Source organism: Paraburkholderia sp. RAU6.4a (assembly GCF_050435625.1).
Classification (GTDB): Bacteria; Pseudomonadota; Gammaproteobacteria; order Burkholderiales; family Burkholderiaceae; genus Paraburkholderia; species Paraburkholderia tuberum.
Map to the genome: position 1 here is coordinate 1,508,933 of NZ_JBNDKQ010000003.1, position 20,915 is coordinate 1,529,847.

18 protein-coding genes are annotated in these 20,915 nt (G+C 64.2%); 16 read left to right on the plus strand and 2 right to left on the minus strand.

Translation table 11 applies throughout. The features are described 5' to 3' along the window. Positions 1 to 153: 153 nt before the first annotated feature. The 14 genes from OKW40_RS31610 (at position 154) to OKW40_RS31675 (ending at position 17,173) form a co-directional block, all read left to right on the plus strand. Positions 154 to 1,260 (plus strand): ISAs1 family transposase, encoded by a 1,107-nt coding sequence (locus OKW40_RS31610; RefSeq protein WP_429493974.1) that lies wholly within the window; start codon positions 154 to 156, stop codon positions 1,258 to 1,260. A 258-nt stretch (positions 1,261 to 1,518) separates the two neighbouring features. After that, the gene (gene asd, locus OKW40_RS31615; RefSeq protein WP_187612203.1) at positions 1,519 to 2,640 is read left to right on the plus strand and encodes an aspartate-semialdehyde dehydrogenase; all 1,122 of its coding nucleotides are present in this window, start codon (positions 1,519 to 1,521) and stop codon (positions 2,638 to 2,640) included. A gap of 138 nt (positions 2,641 to 2,778) precedes the next feature. Continuing rightward, entirely contained in the window at positions 2,779 to 5,454 is a 2,676-nt protein-coding gene (locus OKW40_RS31620) for a FimV/HubP family polar landmark protein (protein ID WP_429493241.1), read from the plus strand. Beyond that, on the plus strand, positions 5,451 to 6,263 hold the full coding sequence (truA, locus tag OKW40_RS31625; protein WP_184057549.1) for a tRNA pseudouridine(38-40) synthase TruA: 813 nt from the start codon (positions 5,451 to 5,453) through the stop codon (positions 6,261 to 6,263). Before OKW40_RS31620 ends, truA begins: the two co-directional genes overlap by 4 nt. Further along, positions 6,260 to 6,970: a phosphoribosylanthranilate isomerase gene (locus tag OKW40_RS31630; protein WP_090808304.1), complete on the plus strand. Its 711-nt coding sequence runs from the start codon at positions 6,260 to 6,262 to the stop codon at positions 6,968 to 6,970. The genes truA and OKW40_RS31630 overlap by 4 nt, the downstream gene beginning before the upstream one ends. 60 nt (positions 6,971 to 7,030) lie before the next feature. Beyond that, on the plus strand, positions 7,031 to 8,224 hold the full coding sequence (trpB, locus tag OKW40_RS31635; protein WP_429493242.1) for a tryptophan synthase subunit beta: 1,194 nt from the start codon (positions 7,031 to 7,033) through the stop codon (positions 8,222 to 8,224). 9 nt (positions 8,225 to 8,233) lie between these two features. Then, on the plus strand, positions 8,234 to 9,148 hold the full coding sequence (locus OKW40_RS31640) for a DNA-methyltransferase (protein ID WP_184057547.1): 915 nt from the start codon (positions 8,234 to 8,236) through the stop codon (positions 9,146 to 9,148). A gap of 80 nt (positions 9,149 to 9,228) precedes the next feature. Further along, entirely contained in the window at positions 9,229 to 10,041 is an 813-nt protein-coding gene (trpA, locus tag OKW40_RS31645) for a tryptophan synthase subunit alpha (protein WP_184036040.1), read from the plus strand. 79 nt (positions 10,042 to 10,120) lie between these two features. After that, entirely contained in the window at positions 10,121 to 10,993 is an 873-nt protein-coding gene (gene accD, locus OKW40_RS31650) for an acetyl-CoA carboxylase, carboxyltransferase subunit beta (protein ID WP_090808311.1), read from the plus strand. Positions 10,994 to 11,321: 328 nt separating this feature from the next. Then, positions 11,322 to 12,632, plus strand: a complete 1,311-nt coding sequence (gene folC / locus OKW40_RS31655; protein ID WP_429493243.1) for a bifunctional tetrahydrofolate synthase/dihydrofolate synthase — start codon at positions 11,322 to 11,324, stop codon at positions 12,630 to 12,632. Positions 12,633 to 12,661: 29 nt separating this feature from the next. Continuing rightward, a complete protein-coding gene (locus OKW40_RS31660) occupies positions 12,662 to 13,630 on the plus strand; it encodes an SPOR domain-containing protein (protein WP_429493244.1) in 969 nt (322 codons plus the stop codon). Positions 13,631 to 13,637: 7 nt separating this feature from the next. Beyond that, a complete protein-coding gene (locus OKW40_RS31665; protein ID WP_184057541.1) occupies positions 13,638 to 14,189 on the plus strand; it encodes a CvpA family protein in 552 nt (183 codons plus the stop codon). A gap of 89 nt (positions 14,190 to 14,278) precedes the next feature. After that, on the plus strand, positions 14,279 to 15,829 hold the full coding sequence (purF, locus tag OKW40_RS31670; protein WP_090810350.1) for an amidophosphoribosyltransferase: 1,551 nt from the start codon (positions 14,279 to 14,281) through the stop codon (positions 15,827 to 15,829). 147 nt (positions 15,830 to 15,976) lie between these two features. Continuing rightward, positions 15,977 to 17,173, plus strand: coding sequence for an O-succinylhomoserine sulfhydrylase (locus OKW40_RS31675; RefSeq protein ID WP_429403834.1), 1,197 nt, complete (start codon positions 15,977 to 15,979; stop codon positions 17,171 to 17,173). Between the two features lie 112 nt (positions 17,174 to 17,285). On the opposite strand, the gene OKW40_RS31680 is transcribed toward OKW40_RS31675, so the two are convergent. Together OKW40_RS31680 and OKW40_RS31685 are read right to left on the minus strand one after the other, a co-directional pair. Next, a complete protein-coding gene (locus tag OKW40_RS31680; RefSeq protein ID WP_429493245.1) occupies positions 17,286 to 18,074 on the minus strand; it encodes a helix-turn-helix domain-containing protein in 789 nt (262 codons plus the stop codon). 19 nt (positions 18,075 to 18,093) lie between these two features. Next, a complete protein-coding gene (locus tag OKW40_RS31685) occupies positions 18,094 to 18,435 on the minus strand; it encodes an FKBP-type peptidyl-prolyl cis-trans isomerase (protein WP_429493246.1) in 342 nt (113 codons plus the stop codon). A 195-nt stretch (positions 18,436 to 18,630) separates the two neighbouring features. Between OKW40_RS31685 and OKW40_RS31690 the strand changes: the two genes are divergently transcribed. Next, a complete protein-coding gene (locus OKW40_RS31690) occupies positions 18,631 to 19,452 on the plus strand; it encodes a sensor histidine kinase (protein ID WP_429493247.1) in 822 nt (273 codons plus the stop codon). Between the two features lie 91 nt (positions 19,453 to 19,543). Continuing rightward, positions 19,544 to 20,887, plus strand: a complete 1,344-nt coding sequence (locus tag OKW40_RS31695) for a hemolysin family protein (protein ID WP_184057533.1) — start codon at positions 19,544 to 19,546, stop codon at positions 20,885 to 20,887. Positions 20,888 to 20,915: the final 28 nt, after the last annotated feature.

The following is a 20,915-nucleotide window of genomic DNA, read 5'->3' on the forward strand; positions in this document are numbered from 1 at the left end:
GATTTGCGCGTCATACGGCGAAGAACGCAAGGCAATCGCATTAGGACATCGTTAACCGACGGGTCTTAGCAGGTTAGTGCTTGTAAACTTCGGGGTGAAGGGCGTTTACTCTTGATTTTTGGATGAATCGAGATGGAGACGCGCTTGGCTCTCGTGTCATGCCTGAAGGATGTACCCGATCCGCGTCGCGGCAATCGTACGCAATACGACCTCACGGAGATGCTGGTGGTGGCAATTTGCGCGCTGCTCTCGGGCGCTGAAGGGGTGACGGAGATCGCGCAGTGGGGGCGCGCGAAGCTGGCGTGGCTGCGCGAGTTCATGGTGTTGCCACATGGCGTACCGTCGCACGACACGTTTGGGCGGGTGTTGCGGCTGCTCGATCCGGACGTGTTCGAGCAGAGCTTTCGCGCCTGGGTGGGTCAGGTGGTGGGCAAGCTGGACCAGACAGTCGTGGCGCTGGACGGCAAGACGCTGCGCGGCAGTCGGGACGGGGAGAATCGCGCCGTGCACCTGGTCTCGGCCTATGCCAGCGCCTACGGGCTGACGCTGGGCGCGGTGGCGGTGGACGGCAAATCGAACGAGATCACCGCGCTGCCGGAACTGCTCAAGGTGCTGGACGTACAAGGCGCGATCGTCTCGATCGATGCGATGGGCTGCCAGCAAGCGATCGCTCGCCAGGTGCACGCCCAGGGCGGCGACTATCTGCTGGGGCTGAAGGCCAACCAGGGTGCGTTGCTTGAGGAGGTCGAGTACTTCTTCCGCATCGCGCGCGCCGAGTACTGGCACGCCGTACCGCATGGTTATCATGAGACGCTCGAGAAAGATCACGGGCGCATCGAGACCCGCCGGATATGGTGCGTGAGCGCGCTGGAGTGGCTACCGCAGCGGGCGGACTGGCAGGGCCTGCACCAGATCATCATGGTTGAATCGCAGCGCTGCATCGGCGCGAAGACCAGTACCGAGCTGCGCTACTACCTGAGCTCGTCAGCCGGCAGCCCCGAGCGGGTGGCACAGGCCATTCGCAGCCACTGGACCATCGAGTCCCAACTCCACTGGTCGCTGGACGTGACGCTGGCAGAGGACGCGTGCCGGGTACGCAAGGACAACGCCTCGATGAACCTGGCGATCCTGCGCCGCTTCGTGCTGAATCTGCTCAAGCTTGATCCGACGCCCAGGCTGTCGGTGCGCGCCAAGCTCAAGCAGGCCGCGTGGGACGACGACTTTCGCCGCGACGTGCTTGGCATGCGGCCGATGTCCTAATGCGATTGCCCTGGCGAAGAACGCCGCCAGTTTTCCGTTTTCGTGTATATTCTTGTAATGGCTCAGATCTCCCAAATCTCCTCGATTTCCAAAACGCACGGCACAACGTCCCGTGCGATCGAGTTCGCCATTACCATCAAAACCATTACCCCGAAAACGATCACGAAGCGCTGATCGTCCGTCGTGCCCGCCCATCTTCCCCGCGCGGTCACTGCGGGCAAAGACGCGGGGAAGTTTCCATTCGAAGGGTATGAAGTCATGAACGTAGGTCTCGTAGGTTGGCGCGGCATGGTCGGCAGCGTCCTGATGCAACGTATGCAGCAGGAAGGCGATTTCGACTTGATCGAACCGGTGTTTTTCAGCACCAGCAACGCGGGCGGCAACGCGCCTTCGTTCGCCAAAAACGAGACCAGGCTCAAAGATGCGACAAGCATCGACGACCTGAAGAAGTGCGACGCGATCATTTCCTGCCAGGGCGGTGACTACACGAACGAAGTGTTCCCGAAGCTGCGCGCGGCGGGCTGGAACGGCTACTGGATCGACGCGGCATCGTCGCTGCGCATGAAGGACGACGCGGTCATCATTCTCGATCCGGTCAACCTCGACGTGATCAAGAACGCGCTCGTCAAAGGCCAGAAGAATTTCATCGGCGGTAACTGCACGGTCAGCCTGATGTTGATGGCATTGGGCGGCCTGTTCCGCGAAAATCTCGTCGACTGGATGACGGCCATGACTTATCAGGCCGCATCCGGCGCGGGCGCGCAGAACATGCGCGAATTGCTGTCGCAAATGGGCACGCTGCACGGCGCGGTGAAGAACGAACTGGCAGACCCGGCTTCGGCGATTCTCGACATCGACCGCCGCGTGCTCGAAGCGATGAACAGCGACAGCATGCCGACCGACCACTTCGGCGTACCGCTCGCGGGCTCGCTGATTCCGTGGATCGACAAGGATCTCGGCAACGGCATGTCGAAGGAAGAGTGGAAGGGCGGCGCGGAAACCAACAAGATCCTCGGCAAGCCGGCCATGGGCACGCCGGGTTCGATTCCCGTCGATGGTCTGTGCGTGCGGATCGGCGCAATGCGCTGCCATTCGCAAGCGCTCACGATCAAGCTGAACAAGGACGTGCCGCTCGACGAAGTGAACAGCATCCTCGCGTCGGGCAACGACTGGGTCAAGGTTGTGCCGAATGAACGCGAAGCGTCGATGCGCGATCTGTCCCCGGCGGTTGTCACCGGTACGCTGACGGTGCCGGTCGGCCGCGTGCGCAAGCTCGCGATGGGCGGCGAGTATCTGTCGGCCTTCACGGTCGGCGATCAGCTGCTGTGGGGCGCGGCTGAACCGCTGCGTCGTATGCTTCGCATTGTGCTCGACAAGTAAAGTAAACTACGCGCTCACGACGCGTAGACAACTCAAGAAGCGTCGCGCTTGCGCGGCGCTTTTTCATTGTGTGCTCCGATCATCTTGTCTCTTTCCACTCGCAAAAAAGGCTGCGCGCTGACGCGCCCAGGAGTCCCGATGAACTTTCGACGCTCCGCTCTTCGGGCTATGTCCATTCGTCACGAGAAGGTGCGATTCAGCAGCCGTCCGGCGGCGATGGCCGCTTGTGCCACTTTCGCTCTTGCGCTGCTCGGCGGTGGCGCGGGCAATGCGCTTGCCGCGCCGGCTAGTGCCACGAGCGCGCCGGATGCCGCTTCCGCTGTCAGTTCCACTACCGCTGTCGTTGCTGTCGCTGCGGGCTCTCAGTACACCGTACACGCAGGGCAGTCGCTGAACGATGTCGCGATCGCTATTACGCAGTCGCATGACCGGGCGGTACTCGCGCGCGCTACGCACGCATTGTTCGACACGAATCCGGCCGCGTTCATGAATCACGATCCGAGCCGGATGCGTGTAGGAGCGGTGTTGATCGTGCCGGCGCTCGATGCGTCGGGGGCCTTGGCGGTTTCGTCGACTGGGGCCGCGGCAGGGGCGTCGGAGTCCACGGCGGCTGCGCCCGCTTCCGCGCCGACTGCCGCGCCGGCTGCCGCGGCGGCCGCGGCGGCTGCCGCCAGCACGGCGAGTGCAGTCGCGCAGGTCAACGCCGCCGCCGCGAGTGCGGCCAGCGCGGCGGCTCAAGCGACGACGCCAGCCCCATCCACGGTTTCCGGCGCGGCCAGCGCGGCGGTATCGACCGGCGCGGCGGCGGGCGGTGCGGTTTCGTCCGCGCCAGTGGCCGGTTCGGCGCCGGTGGCGACGAGTGGCACGCGGGAATGGGCCGGATCGATTCAACCGGCGGCGAGCGCGCCCGCGGGACAAGCACCGGCGGCCGCGACCGCGGCCGCGCAGGCGGCTTCGCAGCCGCATCCGCAGGTGTCGAGTCTGCAGCAATTGCTGGCGCTGAAAAACCGCGTGCTGATGGAGTTGCAGAAGCACGGCATCGGCGGGGCGCCCGTCGCTTCAGGCCCAACGCCGACGAGCGCTGCGCAGCCGGCACCGGCAGGTTCCGCGGCGACCGTGGCTGTGGCGCCGGAGCATGCAAATGTGACGACGTCGCCGTCGAATGAAGGCGGCATCTCTCAGCGCGATTTGAGCATCGCGGCGGCCGTGGGCGCGGCACTGATCGTTCTGCTCGCTGCTCTGCGCATGGGTCGCCGCAAGCGCGATAAAGAGGCCGCGGCACGGGCTGCCCAGGCAACTGATGCAGAAATGGCGAGATCCGCGCGTGAGGCCGATTCGCGCAATGGCAGCGCGGCGGCGGGGCAGGCGGCGGTCACGGAAGGATCGGACGCGCAAGATCAAGAGGTTGCACGGCAGGCCGCAGCAGCAGAGCATGCGGCTGCGGAACGTGCGGCAGCCGAACAGGCAGCGGCAGAAAGCGCGGCTGCGGAGCGGGTAGCAGCGGAGCGCGCGGCTGCGGAACGTGCAGCAGCCGAGCAAGCCGCAGCAGAAAGCGCGGCAGTCGAACGTGCAGCAGCCGAGCAAGCCGCAGCGGAAAGTGCAGCAGCCGAACAGACGGCAGCGGAGCGAGCCGCAGCAGAGCGAGCAGCGGCCGGAGAACACGCCGCGGCGGAACGCGCAGCAGCGGAACAAGCAGCAGCCGAACAAGCAGCAGCCGAACAAGCAGCAGCACGCGTCGCCGCCGAACATGCGGAAGCGGAACGCATAGCAGCAGAACGCAGCGCATCCGAGCGCGCCGCAGAAGAACAGGCGGCACAGCAAGCAGACACGCCCGAACCTACTGCACTAACGGCGCCACTCGCCAGCATCCCGCTACCCAGCCAAAGCGAACTGTCCAGCGAACCACCGGCGGTCGCACCCGCCCATGACGAGACGCTGCGCTCCGCCGCGACGGCCGCCAATCTCGCCGCCGCGGCAGAACTCGGCGCCGACGCGTTGCCGCTGGGACCGCTCGAACCGGTTGGCGCCGCGACGCAGGACGAGAACGCGCATCGCCTGCAATGGGACGAGGAACCCACAGAAAGTCCGACCGCAGAGAAAACGACAGGCACGACGACAACCCCGAGCCCAAGCGCCGCGGAACCGCCCTCGGCAGCGTCGCACACCGCGACGGCCGAACCGCAGTCCCCCTTGAACGTTCCACCCCCAGTGATCGATTTCACGCAACATCAGATCGAACCGCGCGCCACTACGTCGTTCGGTCAGCCGTTCAGCGACATCCCCGTGCCGACGGAACCCGCGCTGTCCGCACCGACCGAGTTCCCGCGCGAGGCCGTCGACGCGTTCGGCAGCCTCAACATGCCGCTGCCGCCGCGCATCGAAGTGCCCACCGTCGGCGAAGCGGAGCCTTCCACGTCGCTTTCGACGCAACCGGTCGCATCGCCCGACACGACCGCGCAGCAGGCCTTCGGCGTCCATGGCGCGGACGACGACGCCCCGCACATCGCCGACCAGATCGCCGCCGGCACAGCCGGCCACGGCGCCGTCGCGGGCCTCGGCGCGGCCGGCTTCGGCGCGCTGAAGCTCGACTTCGACCTCGAGTTGCCGCCGAGCCCGGCTCAGCCATTGCCGGCCTTCACACCGGCCGATCTCGGCCGCATCGCGCGCAACAAGCTGGAGTTGGCCTCCGAGTACATCGAGCTCGGCGATCTGGCGGGCGCCCGCGCGCTCATCAACGAAGTGATCGAAGCAAACGATCCAGCCACGCGCACCGAAGCCCGCGCGTTGCTTTCGACTCTCGCACCGCTGTCGTGAAGCGCATCGCATTAGGCGTGCAATACGACGGCGCCGCGTTCACTGGATGGCAGTCGCAGCCGCATGGCAACACGGTACAGGACGAGCTCGAACGGGCGCTGCGCGAATTCATGCGCACGCCCGTGCAGACGGTGGTCGCCGGCCGCACCGACCGCGGCGTGCATGGCTTGGGTCAGGTCGTGCATTTCGACACCGACCTCGATCGCCTCGAGATCTCCTGGGTGCGCGGCCCGAACGCGTTTCTGCCGAAGACGATAGGCGTGCAATGGGCCAAGCCGATGCCCGACGATTTTCACGCGCGGTTTTCGGCATTCGAGCGGACCTATTACTACGTGCTGTACGTAAGTCCAGTTCGCTCGCCGATGCTCACGACGCGCGCCGGCTGGGTGCACACGCCACTCGACGTCGACGCGATGCGCTCGGCCGCCGAGCACCTGATCGGCGAGCATGACTTTTCGGCGTTTCGTTCGTCGCAATGCCAGTCGAAAACGCCGTTCAAGCACCTGTACCAGATCGACGTCAAACGACAGGGTAACTTCGTGCATTTCCGCCTCCGCGCGAACGCGTTCCTGCATCACATGGTGCGCAACGTGATGGGCTGTCTGATCGAAATCGGCAGCGGCCGCCGCCCGGCCGCGTGGATGGCCGACGTGCTCGCGAGCCGTAGCCGCGATTGCGCGGCGCCGACCTTCATGCCCGACGGCTTGTACCTCGCGCAAGTGGGCTATCCTGAGCAATTCGGCGTGCCCGATCCGGCGACGGGCAGCGTGCCGTGGAGCAGCGTATGGACCGAACAACCGGAAACATGAAAGCAGCAGAGAACCCCGCCATTCAGACCGACGCCACCGCCTTGCAAGGCGTGCCACATCGCACGCGCATCAAGCTGTGCGGACTGTCGAAACCCGTCGACATTGCACACGCGATCGACCTCGGCGCCGACGCGATCGGCCTCGTGTTCTATCCGCCGAGCCCGCGCTCGGTGAGCGTCGCGCAAGCGGTCGAACTCGTGCACGAGGTGCCGCCGTTCGTGTCGGTCGTCGGTCTGTTCGTCAACGCGACGCCGGAATGGGTTCACGAAGTCGCGAGCAACGTGAACCTGACGCTGTTGCAGTTCCACGGCGACGAGACGCCTGAGCAGTGCGAGGCGCTCGCCGGCGTTGCGGGTTTGCCTTGGTTGCGCGCGTTGCGAGTTGCGGCGGATACTCGAGCGGCCGATTTGGTAAAATCGGCATTCAACTATTCAGCAGCCAGTGGTCTTCTGTTCGACACCCATGTCGAAGGCTACGGCGGCGGTGGGAAGGTTTTCGATTGGTCACTTATTCCAGCAGAGCTCGCGCGTCGGGCCGTTTTGAGTGGTGGGTTGAACGCGCAAAACGTCAGTGATGCGATCCATCGCGTGCGCCCGTACGCGGTCGATGTCTCGAGCGGCATCGAAGTAGCGGGCGCCCGGGGCGTGAAGGATCACGCCCGGATGGCGGCGTTCGTACGCGCGGTGCGCGCTGCGGACGCTGAATGATTCAGGCTCGCGGGCGCTTTCCGATGAAAGCCGCGAGCCATCCTGAGAAAAGTGATCACCATGTACAACTTGCCTGACGAAAGAGGCCACTTCGGCCAATTTGGTGGTGTGTTCGTCGCCGAAACGCTGTTTTCCGCACTCAACGAGTTGCGTGAAGCGTACGAGAAATATCAGAAAGACCCGGAGTTCGTCGCCGAGTACGAGCGCGAATTGAAGTATTTCGTGGGTCGCCCGTCCCCGATTTATCACGCCCAGCGCTGGAGCGAATTGCTCGGCGGCGCGCAGATTTATCTGAAGCGTGAAGACCTGAATCACACCGGCGCGCACAAGATCAACAACGTGATCGGCCAGGCGCTGCTCGCCAAGCGCATGGGCAAGCCGCGCGTGATCGCGGAAACCGGCGCCGGTCAGCACGGCGTGGCCACGGCGACAATCTGCGCGCGCTTCGGTATGGAGTGCGTGGTGTACATGGGCGCCGAGGACGTGCGCCGCCAGGCCGCGAACGTTTATCGCATGAAACTGCTCGGTGCGACGGTCGTGCCGGTCGAATCGGGGTCGCGCACGCTGAAGGACGCGCTGAACGAAGCGATGCGCGACTGGGTCACCAACGTCGAAAACACGTTCTACATCATCGGCACGGTTGCGGGTCCGCATCCGTACCCGATGATGGTGCGCGACTTCCAGCGAGTGATCGGCGACGAGTGCCGCGTGCAGATGCCAGAACTCGCTGGCCGCCAGCCGGACGCCGTCATCGCGTGTGTTGGCGGCGGTTCGAATGCGATGGGGATCTTTTACCCGTATATCGACGATAGTTCCGTGCAGTTGATCGGCGTCGAAGCGGCCGGCGACGGCCTCGAAACGGGTCGTCACGCGGCATCGCTGATCGGCGGTAGTCCCGGCGTGTTGCACGGTAACCGCACGTATCTGCTGCAAGACGAAGACGGCCAGATCATCGAGACGCATTCGGTGTCGGCAGGCCTCGACTACCCGGGCGTCGGCCCCGAGCACGCGTGGCTAAAAGAGAGCAATCGCGCCCAATACGTAGGCATCACCGACGAAGAAGCCCTGAAGGCGTTCCACGATTGCTGCCGCATCGAGGGCATTATTCCTGCGCTGGAGTCGAGCCACGCGCTCGCTTACGCTACGAAACTCGCGCCGACCTTGTCGAAAGACAAGATTCTGCTGGTCAACCTGTCGGGCCGCGGCGACAAGGACATGCACACGGTCGCTGAGCGATCGGGTATCCAGTTCTGAGCCGCGACGATGCGCGACGAGTTCGACGAGCCGCAGCCGGCGATTGAATCCACGAATCCGGCCGCCGAAGTCCCGGCGGCCGCGGCATCCGCACCGCTGCTGGCGCAGGTGCCGGCCGGCGTTCAGCTGTTGAACCGCGATTTTCTAACCGATGTAGCGAACATTCCCGATGAGTCGATCGACCTGATCGTCTGTGATCCGCCTTATGGGTTGGGGAAGGACTATGGCAACGACTCGGACATGCGCACGGGCGAGGAATTTCTCGTCTGGACGCGCGGCTGGCTCGAGCTCGCTGTACCGAAGCTCAAGCCAACAGGGTCGCTCTATATCTTCTGCACCTGGCAATACGCGCCGGAAATCTTCAGTTTCCTGAAGACGAAACTCACGATGGTCAACGAAATCATCTGGGACCGGCGCGTGCCGAGTATGGGCGGCACCACGCGCCGCTTCACGTCAGTGCATGACAACATCGGTTTTTTCGCGGTGTCGAAGGACTACTTCTTCGATCTCGATCCCGTCCGCATCCCGTACGATCCAGTCACGAAGAAGGCGCGTTCGCGAAAGTTGTTCGAAGGAAGCAAGTGGTTGGAGCTTGGCTATAATCCGAAGGATGTCTGGTCGGTATCGCGTCTGCATCGGCAGCATGCCGAGCGCGTTGCGCATCCAACCCAGAAACCTCTGGAAATCGTCGAGCGGATGGTACTGTCCAGTTGCCCGAAGGGCGGCCGCGTGCTCGACCCATTCATGGGCAGCGGCACCACCGCCGTCGCTTGCGTCCGTCATCAGCGCGAATTCGTCGGCTATGAGATCAACGAGAGCTATTGTGCGATAGCGCGCGAGCGCGTCAGCGCCGCTGCTACGCCTGCTGCGCCCCGTCGGACCCGAGCCAGGCCAAAAGTGCAGCCGTCGACCGAAGTGCAGTGAAAAGCGCGAGATGCGCCACTAAGTTCGCTGAAAAGCGCGCGGCAATGGGCGCGCAATAGCCCTAATTCGAGAGTACTTCCATGTCCCGTATCAAGAACACGTTTGCCGCGCTGTCCGCCCAAGGTAAGAAAGGCTTGATCCCGTTCATGACCGCTGGCGACCCGGACCCGGCTCGCACGGTCGAGTTCATGCACGCCCTCGCCGCCGGCGGCGCCGATGTGATCGAACTAGGCGTGCCGTTTTCCGACCCAATGGCAGACGGTCCTGTCATTCAGCAGTCGTCTGAACGCGCCCTCGCGAAGGGCGTGTCGCTACGCCATGTGCTGGCCGACGTCAAACGCTTCCGCGAAGCCGACGACAAAACCCCGGTCGTGCTGATGGGCTATGCGAATCCGATCGAGCGAATGGGCGCCGAGGCCTTCGCGAAAGCCGCGAAGGAAGCCGGTGTCGATGGCGTGCTGGTGGTCGACTATCCGCCTGAAGAGTGCGCAAACTTCGCGGAACAGATGCAATCTGCCGGGATCGATCCGATCTTTTTGCTCGCGCCGACTTCAACCGACGAACGTATCGCCGAAGTCGGCCGCATCGCGAGCGGCTACGTCTACTATGTGTCGCTGAAAGGGGTCACCGGCGCCGCAAATCTGGACGTTTCCAGCATCGCGAGTAAAATCCCGGCCATCAAGTCGCGCGTCCCCCTGCCGGTGGGCGTCGGTTTCGGCATTCGCGACGCGCAAACGGCGCGTGCGGTGGGCGAGGTGGCCGATGCCGTCGTGATCGGCAGCCGTATCGTTCAATTGCTCGAACAGGCAGCGCCCGACGCCGCTGCCGAGACGCTCACGCGTTTCGTTGCCGAGGTGCGCGAGGCGCTCGATAGCGTCGCGACTGCCCGATAACAGTTATTTTTTGTCGCGGTAACGTGAGCGGCGGGCTCGTCCCGCCGTTCGCGCGACTGCTGACCCAGAAGGATTCCCTATGAGCTGGCTCGATAAGCTGCTGCCGCCGAAAATCAAACAAACCGACCCGAAAAACCGCAAGGGAATTCCGGAAGGCCTGTGGATCAAGTGCCCGTCGTGCGAAGCCGTGCTGTATCGCAACGACGTCGAGGCCAATCTGCATGTTTGCCCCAAGTGCGACCATCACATGCGCATCGGCGCACGTGAGCGGCTCGACAGCCTGCTCGATCCGGAAGGCCGCTACGAAATCGGCCAGGAAATCGTTCCGGTCGACGCGCTGAAGTTCAAAGATAGCCGTAAGTACCCTGAGCGCATTAAAGAGGCGATGGACGAAACCGACGAGACCGACGCAATGGTCGTGATGGGCGGCGCGATTCACACGCTGCCGGTCGTCGTGGCGAATTTCGAGTTCTCGTTTATGGGCGGCTCTATGGGTTCGGTGGTCGGCGAGCGTTTCGCGCGCGGCGCGCAGAACGCGCTCGAACAGAAAGTGCCGTTCATCTGCTTCACCGCTTCGGGCGGCGCGCGGATGCAGGAAAGCTTGCTGTCGTTGATGCAGATGGCAAAGACCACCGCGATGCTCACGAAGCTGGCGGAAGCCAGGCTGCCATTCATCTCGGTGCTGACCGACCCGACGATGGGCGGCGTGTCCGCGAGTTTCGCATTCCTCGGCGACGTCGTGATCGCCGAACCGAAGGCGCTGATCGGCTTTGCTGGTCCGCGCGTGATCGAACAGACCGTGCGCGAGAAACTGCCGGAAGGCTTCCAACGCGCCGAGTTTCTGCTGCAAAAGGGCGCGATCGACATGATCGTCGATCGTCGCAAGCTGCGCGAAGAGATCGCGCAATTGCTGGCGCTGTTGAGCCATCAGCCAGCGGACGCGGTCGCGTAAAAGCCGGGCAGCACCGCATTTGCCGCTCTTTCGCCGCGCTGTCGAAGACGCGGCGGAGCCAGAGAAGCAATCAAAAAAATAGCGCGCCGCGTGAGCAATCAAGCGGCGCGCTGTCATTTCCTGGATAATTACCGTCGCCTGCGATGCGGCAGCGGTCGAAGCCGAAGCTGGCGCGGCTCAAGGCGCGGGTTTGTGCGCATAAACCGCGCAACGGCCTACGCCCATGACCGGCGACCCGCGACCCTCGACCCTCGACCGCAACCGCCTGACCAGCACCCTTCGCAGCACTGCCGAACCGAACTACCGCGACTCACTCAAGATTCACCCGATGACGACATTCCCCACTCTCGACGCGTGGCTCACGCACCTTGAATCCGCGCATCCGGTCGGCATCGACATGGGTTTGGGCCGAATCTCCCAGGTGCGTGATGCAATGCAACTGTCGTTTGCGTGCCCGATCATCACGGTCGGCGGCACGAACGGCAAAGGCTCGACCTGCGCGATTCTCGAAGCGATCCTGCTGCGCGCGGGCTATACGGTCGGCTGCCACACGTCGCCGCATCTGCTGTCGTTCAACGAGCGCGCACGCATCAATGGGGCAATGGCAAGCGACGCAGATCTGCTGCCGCACTTCGAAGCCGTCGAGGCCGCGCGCCAGAGCCTCGCCCAACCGGTCACGCTGACCTACTTCGAATTCACGACGCTAGCGATCATGAGCCTGTTCGCGTCGCGCGGCCTCGACGCGGTGATTTTCGAAGTTGGCCTCGGTGGCCGTCTCGACGCGGTCAATATCCTCGATACCGACTGCGCGATCATCACGAGCATCGATATTGACCACACCGACTATCTCGGCGACACGCGCGAAAAAATCGCGTTCGAAAAAGCCGGTATCTTCCGTCCCGGCAAGCCCGCGATTTGCGCGGACCCGGTGCCGCCGCAATCGTTGATCGATCACGCGGAAAAGATCGGGGCGCAATTGTGGTTGTTCGGCCGCGATTTCCGTTACGAAGGCCAGGCCGGCAGCGAGCGACAGCAGTGGAGCTATGTCGGCCCGACGCTGCGGCGCTCGGCGCTCGCGTATCCATCGCTGCGCGGCGCGAATCAGCTGATCAACACGTCGGCGGCGCTGGCTGGGCTCGAAGCTTTGCGCGACCGACTGCCGGTGTCCGCGCAGGACATCCGGCTCGGCATCGCCAACGTGGATCTTCCGGGCCGTTTCCAGGTACTGCCGGGCAAGCCGTCCATCGTGCTCGACGTCGGCCACAATCCGCATGCCGCCGCGGTGCTCGGGCAGAACCTCGGCAACATGGGCTTTTTCCCGTACACGTACGCGGTGTTCGGCGCGATGCGCGACAAGGACATCGCCGGCGTGGTAAGTCATCTGAAAGGCGAGATCGATCACTGGTGCGTGACCGATCTGCCGACCCCGCGCGCCGCGTCCGCGCAAGAGCTGGAAACCGTGTTGCGCGAGCTGGGCGTGGAAGACGGCGCCGACAGCAGCGTCATGCGTTATGCGACGCCGGCGCAGGCTTTTCAGGACGCGCTAAAACGTGCGTCAGAGAATGATAGAATCGTCGTTTTCGGCAGTTTCTATACGGTAGCGGGTGTGATGGCCTACCGGAAATCGCAGCAACACTGAGCGGGCACCAGGCTCGAACCAAGCGATTCATGGGAATTTTCTCGTTCGGCAAGAAAGACGACGCGCCCAGCCGGCGCGGCGCAAACACCAGTTCCAATCGGGCCACCCGGGGTGAACGCGTCGAGCGGCGCACCCGCCGCACCGAGCGCACCGTCGATGCAGATGCAATGCTGCTCGACCCCACGCTGCCGGAAAAGCAGCGCGCGCGCCGCCGGCTCGTCGGCGCAATCGCACTGGTTGTCGCGGCGGTGATCATCCTGCCGATGGTGTTGGACTCGCACCCCAAGCCCGTCACCGACGACATCTCGATCGACATTCCGAACCGGCCCGCGCCGAAGCTCTCCAGATCCACCGCCAACGAAGACATGCAGGCCGGCGTCGCGCCGGACAGTCCGCCGGCCGCCGACACGGGCGTGGCTGCGTCCGGCCTCGCGCCGGCAACGAGCGCGGCGACCACGGCGGCCGCCTCGGCCTCCGCCGCCAAATCGACGCAATCGTCGCAATCGTCGCAATCGACCGCAGCGAAACAAGGCGCGACCCCCTCCGCCGCAACTGGCGCTGTTACCGCCGCGACGCCGAAGCCCGCCGCGAAGCCGCAAACGCAATCGCTCGCAGCCAACACCGCGCCTGCTGTCCCCGCCAAACAGACGAAGGCACCCGCCACCACACCGTCGGCGTCGACCGACGACGAAGCGAACACGGCCACCGCCAGCGCCAGCGCCGACGCGAACTCCGGCACGCCGGCTTCGCCGCCGGGCAACCGTTTCGCGGTGCAGCTCGGCGCCTTCTCGAACGAAGCGAACGCGCGCAATTGGGCCGCGAAGTTGAAAGCAGCAGGCGTGCCCACATATACGGAACATAGGAAGCAAGCCGACGGCTCGACGCTGACATTGCTGCGTGCAGGCCCGTTCGCCGACCGCGCCGCGGCCACCGCCGCTGTCGCGAAGGTCCGCGAGGCGGGCCTCGTGTCGGGCTCGACCGGCGGCAGAGCGCAGTAAGCGAGCGATGTTCACTGCCTTCGACTACGCTGTAATGGCGGTGATCGGTTTGTCGGCGCTGCGAGGCGCCTGGCGCGGTTTGCTGTCGGAAGTGTTTGGTTTGATCGGCTGGGTCGCGGCGTTTTTCATCGCTTGCGAGTTCGTGGGCTACGTGGTCCCGTATATCCCGTCTACCTGGCCGGGCGGCGCGTTGACGCAGTGGCTGCTGGCTTTTTCGCTCGTGGTGATCGGCGTAGTGCTGGTCACGAGCGTGGTGAGCGCGCTGCTCAGCCGCCTCGTGCAGGTCACGGGACTGGGTGGTGCGGACCGCTCGCTCGGTTTGATGTTCGGCCTCGTGCGTGGGGTCGTTCTGGTGCTGATTCTGGTCGCCCTCGCAGGCTTGACTAAACTGCCCAAAGAGGAATTCTGGCGCAACGCGCTGCTTCGTCCGTATGCGGTTGCGGGCGTACGCGCAATGAAACCGCTGCTCCCCGAGGCGCTCGCCGCTTACGTCCATGTGGACGATTCGGGCGCCCCGAGCAATGCGCAACAGGACTCCGGCGCATACCGGCTGCCTTGACGTCGTAGCGCGTGCCGTCGCATGAAAGCGCGGGCGCGGTCGCAGGCACCGGTCGCCATCACGAATTTCGTACCTTTGAAGGACATGCCATGTGCGGCATCGTAGGCGTAGTTTCCCATTCCCCGGTCAACCAGCTGATCTATGACAGCCTGCTGCTTCTGCAGCATCGCGGTCAGGACGCCGCCGGCATCGCAACGGCGAACGGCAGCAATTTCCACATGCACAAGGCCAACGGCATGGTGCGCGACGTGTTCCGCACGCGCAACATGCGCAGCCTGCCGGGCACGACGGGCATCGGCCAGGTCCGTTACCCGACCGCCGGTTCGGCGTCGAGCGAAGAAGAAGCGCAGCCGTTCTACGTGAACGCGCCGTTCGGCATCATCCTCGCGCATAACGGCAACCTCACCAACTGGCAGCAGCTGAAAGATGAGATGTTCCGCATCGATCGCCGCCACGTGAACACCAATTCCGATACCGAAGTGCTGCTCAACGTGCTTGCGCACGAGCTGCAACTGTCGAGCTCGGGTCTGCAGCTCGATCCTGCCGCGCTGTTCAAGGCGGTGTCGGGTGTGCATCGGCGGGTGCGCGGCTCGTATGCGATCGTCGCGTTGATCGCTGGCTACGGCCTGCTTGGTCTCCGCGACCCGTTCGGCATCCGTCCGCTGTGCCTCGGCAAACGGGAAACGGCTGACGGCGTCGAGTGGATGCTGGCGTCGGAATCGGTGGCGATCGAAGGTGTCGGTTTCGAATTCGTGCGCGACGTGCAGCCGGGCGAGGCGATTTTCATCGACGCCGAAGGCCAGCTGCATTCGCAGCAATGCGCGACGACCACGAGCCTGAACCCCTGCATCTTCGAACTCGTGTATCTGGCGCGTCCGGATTCGGTGCTCGACGGCGTGCCGGTCTACAACGTGCGTCTGCGCATGGGCGACTACCTCGCCGAGAAGATCAGGCGCGAGCTGCCCGACGTCGCAATCGACGTGGTGATGCCGATTCCCGATTCGTCGCGCCCGGCCGCGATGCAGGTCGCGAAGAAGCTCGGCGTCGAGTATCGCGAGGGCTTCTTCAAGAACCGCTATGTAGGCCGTACCTTCATCATGCCGGGGCAGGCGGTGCGCAAGAAGTCGGTGCGCCAGAAGCTGAACGCGATGAACATCGAGTTCAAGGGCAAGAACGTGCTGATCGTCGACGACTCGATCGTGCGCGGCACGACGTCGCATGAAATCGTGCAGATGGCGCGCGATGCGGGCGCGAACAAGGTGATTTTCGCGTCGGCGGCGCCGCCGGTGAAATTCCCGAACGTCTACGGCATCGATATGCCGACGCGCGGCGAACTGGTCGCGCACGGCCGCTCGGACGAGGAAGTTGCGCGCATGATCGGCGCGGACCACCTCGTGTATCAGGACGTCGATGCGCTGAAGCAGGCGGTGCGCGATATCAATCCGGCACTGAAGGAGTTCGAGGCTTCGTGCTTCGACGGCAACTACGTGACCGGCGACATCACGACCGAATACCTCGACCGCATCGAAAGCGCGCGTCTCGCGCCGTCGTCGCAATCGGATCGCGATGCCGCGAGCGAAGCGATCGACGGTGGCGGCCCGGCGCGTTCGCAGCTGCATCTGCAACTGTCGGTGGGTTGAGCGGACACGCGACAGTCGTCCGCCCTGGCTCCAGCCTCCCCGTACATGAAGCCCGCTTATGCCGACGCAAAAGTGGGCTTTTTCTTTTTTGTTGCTGCCTCATTTAGGCACGGAAGCAGCCACGGAAACCTGGAGACCAGAACCAACATGGACGACTTCCACGACTTTGACTTCGACACGCTGGCCGTTCGCTCGGGCACCGTGCGCAGCGATTTCAACGAGCACTCGGAAGCGATCTTCCTGACCTCGAGCTTCGTGTTCGCGAGCGCCGCGGACGCCGCCGAACGCTTCAGAAACTCCGAGGACTATTTCACGTACTCGCGCTTCTCGAACCCGACCGTGTCGATGTTCCAGGACCGTCTGGCCGCGCTCGAAGGCGGCGAGGCCTGCATCGCGACGGCTTCGGGCATGGCGGCGATCATGTCGGTCGTGATGTCGACGTTGCAGGCGGGCGATCACCTCGTCAGCTCGCGGGCGCTGTTCGGCTCGACGCTCGGCATGTTCTCGCAGATCTTCAGCAAGTTCGGCATTACGACTACATTCGTCGATCCGACTGATTTGAACGCGTGGAACGAAGCGGTGCGTCCCGAAACGAAGATGTTCTTCCTCGAAACGCCTTCCAACCCGCTGACGGAAGTGTCGGATATCGAAGCGATCGGCAAGATCGCGAAGGCCGCGAATGCGCTGTTCGTCGTCGATAACTGCTTCTGCAGCCCGGCGTTGCAGCAGCCGCTGAAGCTCGGCGCGGACGTCGTCATGCATTCGGCGACCAAGTTCCTCGACGGCCAGGGCCGTGTGCTCGGCGGCGCGCTGGTCGGTTCGAAGAAAATCATCATGGAAAAGGTGTTTCCGTTCGTACGCAGCGCCGGGCCGACGCTGTCCGCGTTCAACGCGTGGGTACTGTTGAAAGGCATGGAAACGTTGTCGCTACGCGTCGAGAAGCAGTCGGCGAATGCGCTCGAAATCGCGCGCTGGCTCGATTCGCATCCGGCCGTCAATCGCGTGTTCTATCCGGGGCTCGAATCGCATCCTCAGCACGCGCTCGCGATGCGTCAGCAGAAGTTGGGCGGCGCGATCGTGTCGTTCGAATTGAAGGGCGACACGCCCGAGCAGATGCGTACGAACGCATGGCGCGTGATCGACGGCACGAAAGTCTGCTCGATCACCGGCAACCTGGGCGACACGCGTACGACGATCACGCATCCGGCGACGACCACGCACGGCCGCATTACGCCCGAAGCGCGCGCGGCGGTGGGCATCAGCGAAGGTCTGATCCGGCTTGCGGTGGGGCTTGAAAACGCGGGCGATATCCGTGCGGATCTGCAATGTGGGCTCGAAAGCTGACAGGCAGGGCAAAACCTGTTCGCGGCATACAGGCTTCAAATGGCCTCAAAGGCCTCAAAGGCCTCAAAGGCCTCAAAGGCCTCAAAGCGCCTCCGCGCCACCTCCGTCACGCTCAGTGCCGCAACGCGCGCCACTGCCCGGGCGCCAGCCCGAAACGCCGCGTGAACGCGTGCGTGTAAGCGCTCTGATCGCCGAAGCCGATCTCGAGCGCGATATCGATCAACGAAAGACGCGGGTCCGCAAGCAGCGTGATCGACGTGTCGAGCCGCAGCCGCTGCAAATAGCGATGCGGCGTCTCGCCGAACACATCGATAAACAGTTGATGAAAACGCCGCATGCCGAAACCGCAGTGCGCGGCGAGGTCCGCGATCTTCAGCGGCTCGGACAGATGCGCGCGCAGCCAGCGGTCGATGCGCGCGAAATCGAGGCGAACGCCTTCGCTTTGCACACCGGCTAGTGCCCCGGAATCGGCGACAAGCGCGGCGCCCAGGCGTGCCGCAGCATCCCAATGAAAGCGACGGTGACCGAAGGCATTATCTTGCGCTTCGCCCACGCCGCCCGCAGCATGCGCGGCAATCGCGTGCACGAGCTGTGCGAGCGATGGATCGACGGCCACGGCGCGCGCGCGCTCGAACAACCGCTCGGGCACCGCCAGCGACGCCGCAGGCAAATCGAGCACGAGCTGCCGGTTCGTGCCGACACCCGCATAATCGTGCCGCGCGCCGGCCGGGATCAGCCATGCGGAGCCGGCGTCGATCTGCTCGGCGACGCCGTCTACCGCCATCACCATTGCGCCGTCGAGCCCCAGCACGACCTGGTGGAAGTCGTGCACGTCCGACGCTTCGATCGCGCCATAGCAGCGCAGCGAAACGTTGGGGGCGGTGACGGCGGCGTGGCTCACGACAATACTCAGACGTGACTCAGACTTCGAGCAGTTCGACTTCGAACACGAGCGTCGCGTTCGGCGGAATCACCCCGCCCGCGCCGCGCACGCCGTAGCCGAGTTGCGGCGGAATGGTCAGCTTGCGCTTGCCGCCGACCTTCATGCCTTGCACGCCTTCGTCCCAGCCCTTGATGACCATGCCGCCGTCCAGCACGAACGCGAACGGGTCATTGCGGTCCTTGCTCGAATCGAACTTCTGGCCGTCGGTCAGCCAGCCCGCGTAATGCACGGTCACGGTCTTGCCGGCCACGGCTTCGGCGCCGGTGCCTTCCACGAGATCTTCGTACTTCAGGCCGGATTCGGTCGTCACAGTCGACATGCGTTGCTCCTCAGATCAAAACGTAAAACCGACATTGTAGGCGCGTTGACGTCGATCGCCGAGTCTGGTCCGGTTCCGCGCATGGCATGCGGATTGCGTCCCGCGTCGCGATTCGGCCTCGACTGGTCGGTCCGAACGGGATGCCTATAATGAGGCTTCCCCCCATCATCCAGCATTGCCTGAGAGGACTCGATCGTGACTACGTCACCCAACGGGACTGCTGGCGCCCAGCCGGCGTCGGCCGGCTTTGTCATCACCGAACGCAGCGCGCTGCTGCGCGCGGAAACCGCGTTGTTCATGCGCGATCACGTGCTGTCGCTGGTGTCGCACGACCTGCGCGGTCCGTTGAATGCGATTCATAGCTGGGCGTACGTGCTCGAGCGCAAGCTCGACGCGAACGATCCCAATTCGCAGCGCGCGATCACCGGCATTCGCAGCGGCGTCGATCAGCAGGTGAAGCTGCTCGAGACGATCGTCGATGCGACGCGCGCCGAAACGAAATCGCTCGCGCTCACGTATGAACCCTTTCCGCTGCATCCGCTGCTCGACGAAACCGTCGAGGAAGTCCGCGCCGGCCTCGCCCGCGCGCGCGGCGTCGAAGTGCGGCTCGACTCGCAGATCGCCACCGAGCAACTGAACGGCGACCGCGCTCGGCTCGCCGCCGCGGCGTGGCTGATGCTGACGTTCGCCGTCGAAGCGAGCGCGCGGGGCACCGAGGTCGCACTGGCCGCGCGCGCGGACAACGGCACATGGCATGCGAGCGTCACGTACGAGCCGAACGAGGCCGCGTTGAACGACGCCGCGCTGCCGCATGTGCTCGAAGCGTTCGCGCGCAAGCAGGCGAGCGAACCGCGCGAGGCGAAGCGCATCGCGTGGGTGTTCGCGTTGTGCAAACGCGTCGCGGAGGCGCACGGCGGAAGCTTCGAGCAAAGCGATACGACGGAAGCGGACGGCGTCACCGCGACCCCCGCCACGCTCGTGCTGCGCGTGCCGTTCAGCGCGGCGGCGCCGAAATGAGCGTCGCGCGCGAATGCGTTGGCGCACAATCAAGAATTCATCGAGCTTTCAGCGCCTATACTGACAACTTTTGTTGCCGGAGCCCGTCGCTTTGATCCAGGTTGTCGCTCTTATCGGTGCAATGTTTCTGGTTGCACTCAACGGCTTTTTCGTCGCCGCCGAATTCGGTCTGGTCAAACTGCGACAGACCCGCGTGCAAAGCCTTGCCACCCAGCATGGCATGCGCGGACGTCTGCTCGCGAAGGTGCACGGACAGCTCGACGCGTATCTGTCGGCGTGTCAGCTCGGCATCACGCTCGCGTCGCTCGGCCTCGGCTGGATCGGCGAACCAGCGTTCGCGCAACTGCTGATGCCGCTTTTCACCGTGATCGGCGTCGAGTCCGAGAAGCTGATGCATGGCATTTCACTGTTCTTCGCGTTTTCGTGTATTTCGTTCCTGCATATCGTGGTCGGCGAACTCGCGCCGAAGTCGCTCGCGATTCGCGAGGCGGAGAAAATTTCGCTGTGGACCGCGACGCCGCTGTACGGTTTCTACTGGGCCATGTACCCGGCCATCTGGCTGCTCAACACGAGCGCGAACGCGGTGCTGAAGGCCGCGGGGCTCGATACCGACCAGGGTCACGACTCGCATTACTCGACCGAGGAACTCAAGCTGATCCTGCGCGGCCGCCGCGCGAACGTCGCGAGCGAACTCGGTGCGTCGACCGGCGCGTACAGCCAGGACGAATGGAACACGATCGCGCACTCGCTCGACTTCTCGCGAATGACCGTATCGGACCTGATGCGGCCATCGCATGAAATGGTGTGCCTGCGGCGCGATCTACCGTTGCGCGACAACATGCAGGTGGTCGCGCGGCACCGCTTCAGCCGCTATCCGCTGTTCGAGGATGCATCCGGCGAACGCGTGGCCGGCATGATCCATCTGAAGGACCTGCTGCTCGCGCGCCAGGCGGGCAGCACGCTCGACGACCTGTCGCGCTACGTCCGCCCCGTGCAGTACGTGAAGCCGGACATGCCGGCTCTCGATCTGTTCCGGCGCTTTCGCAAGGGCGCGCCGCACTTCGCGCTGGTCGGCCACAAGAACGCGAAACCGATCGGCTTCCTGACGCTCGACAACCTGCTCGGCGCGCTGGTCGGGCAGATCCACGATGAATTCCGCCAGGGCGACGCCGACTGGACCCGCATGGACGACGGCACGCTGATGGGCAAGGGCAGCTTGCCGGTGGTGTCGCTCGAACGCGCACTGGGTATCGACATCGATGAAGGCAAGGCCGAATCGGTGGGCGGGCTCGTGATCCAGGCGCTCAACGATCTGCCGAGCGAAGGGCAGCGCGTCGAGTTCGAAGACTTCGACGTCGTGGTCAAGAAGATGAAGGGACCGCGCATCGTGCTCGTGCGCGTGTATCCGAAGCTGTTCGACGACGAGGGCGGTTGAGGGCCGAGCCAACCCGAAGCCTCAACCC

Bases quoted from the DNA above. Each gene is read 5' to 3' on its own strand.
- trpB (WP_429493242.1), top strand. From the start codon at position 7,031: ATGTACAACTTGCCTGACGAAAGAGGCCACTTCGGCCAATTTGGTGGT.
- OKW40_RS31630 (WP_090808304.1), top strand. From the start codon at position 6,260: ATGAAAGCAGCAGAGAACCCCGCCATTCAGACCGACGCCACCGCCTTG.
- accD (WP_090808311.1), top strand. From the start codon at position 10,121: ATGAGCTGGCTCGATAAGCTGCTGCCGCCGAAAATCAAACAAACCGAC.
- OKW40_RS31660 (WP_429493244.1), top strand. From the start codon at position 12,662: ATGGGAATTTTCTCGTTCGGCAAGAAAGACGACGCGCCCAGCCGGCGC.
- folC (WP_429493243.1), top strand. From the start codon at position 11,322: ATGACGACATTCCCCACTCTCGACGCGTGGCTCACGCACCTTGAATCC.
- trpA (WP_184036040.1), top strand. From the start codon at position 9,229: ATGTCCCGTATCAAGAACACGTTTGCCGCGCTGTCCGCCCAAGGTAAG.
- OKW40_RS31620 (WP_429493241.1), top strand. From the start codon at position 2,779: ATGAACTTTCGACGCTCCGCTCTTCGGGCTATGTCCATTCGTCACGAG.
- OKW40_RS31685 (WP_429493246.1), bottom strand. From the start codon at position 18,435: ATGTCGACTGTGACGACCGAATCCGGCCTGAAGTACGAAGATCTCGTG.
- OKW40_RS31675 (WP_429403834.1), top strand. From the start codon at position 15,977: ATGGACGACTTCCACGACTTTGACTTCGACACGCTGGCCGTTCGCTCG.
- OKW40_RS31640 (WP_184057547.1), top strand. From the start codon at position 8,234: ATGCGCGACGAGTTCGACGAGCCGCAGCCGGCGATTGAATCCACGAAT.
- purF (WP_090810350.1), top strand. From the start codon at position 14,279: ATGTGCGGCATCGTAGGCGTAGTTTCCCATTCCCCGGTCAACCAGCTG.
- OKW40_RS31665 (WP_184057541.1), top strand. From the start codon at position 13,638: ATGTTCACTGCCTTCGACTACGCTGTAATGGCGGTGATCGGTTTGTCG.
- asd (WP_187612203.1), top strand. From the start codon at position 1,519: ATGAACGTAGGTCTCGTAGGTTGGCGCGGCATGGTCGGCAGCGTCCTG.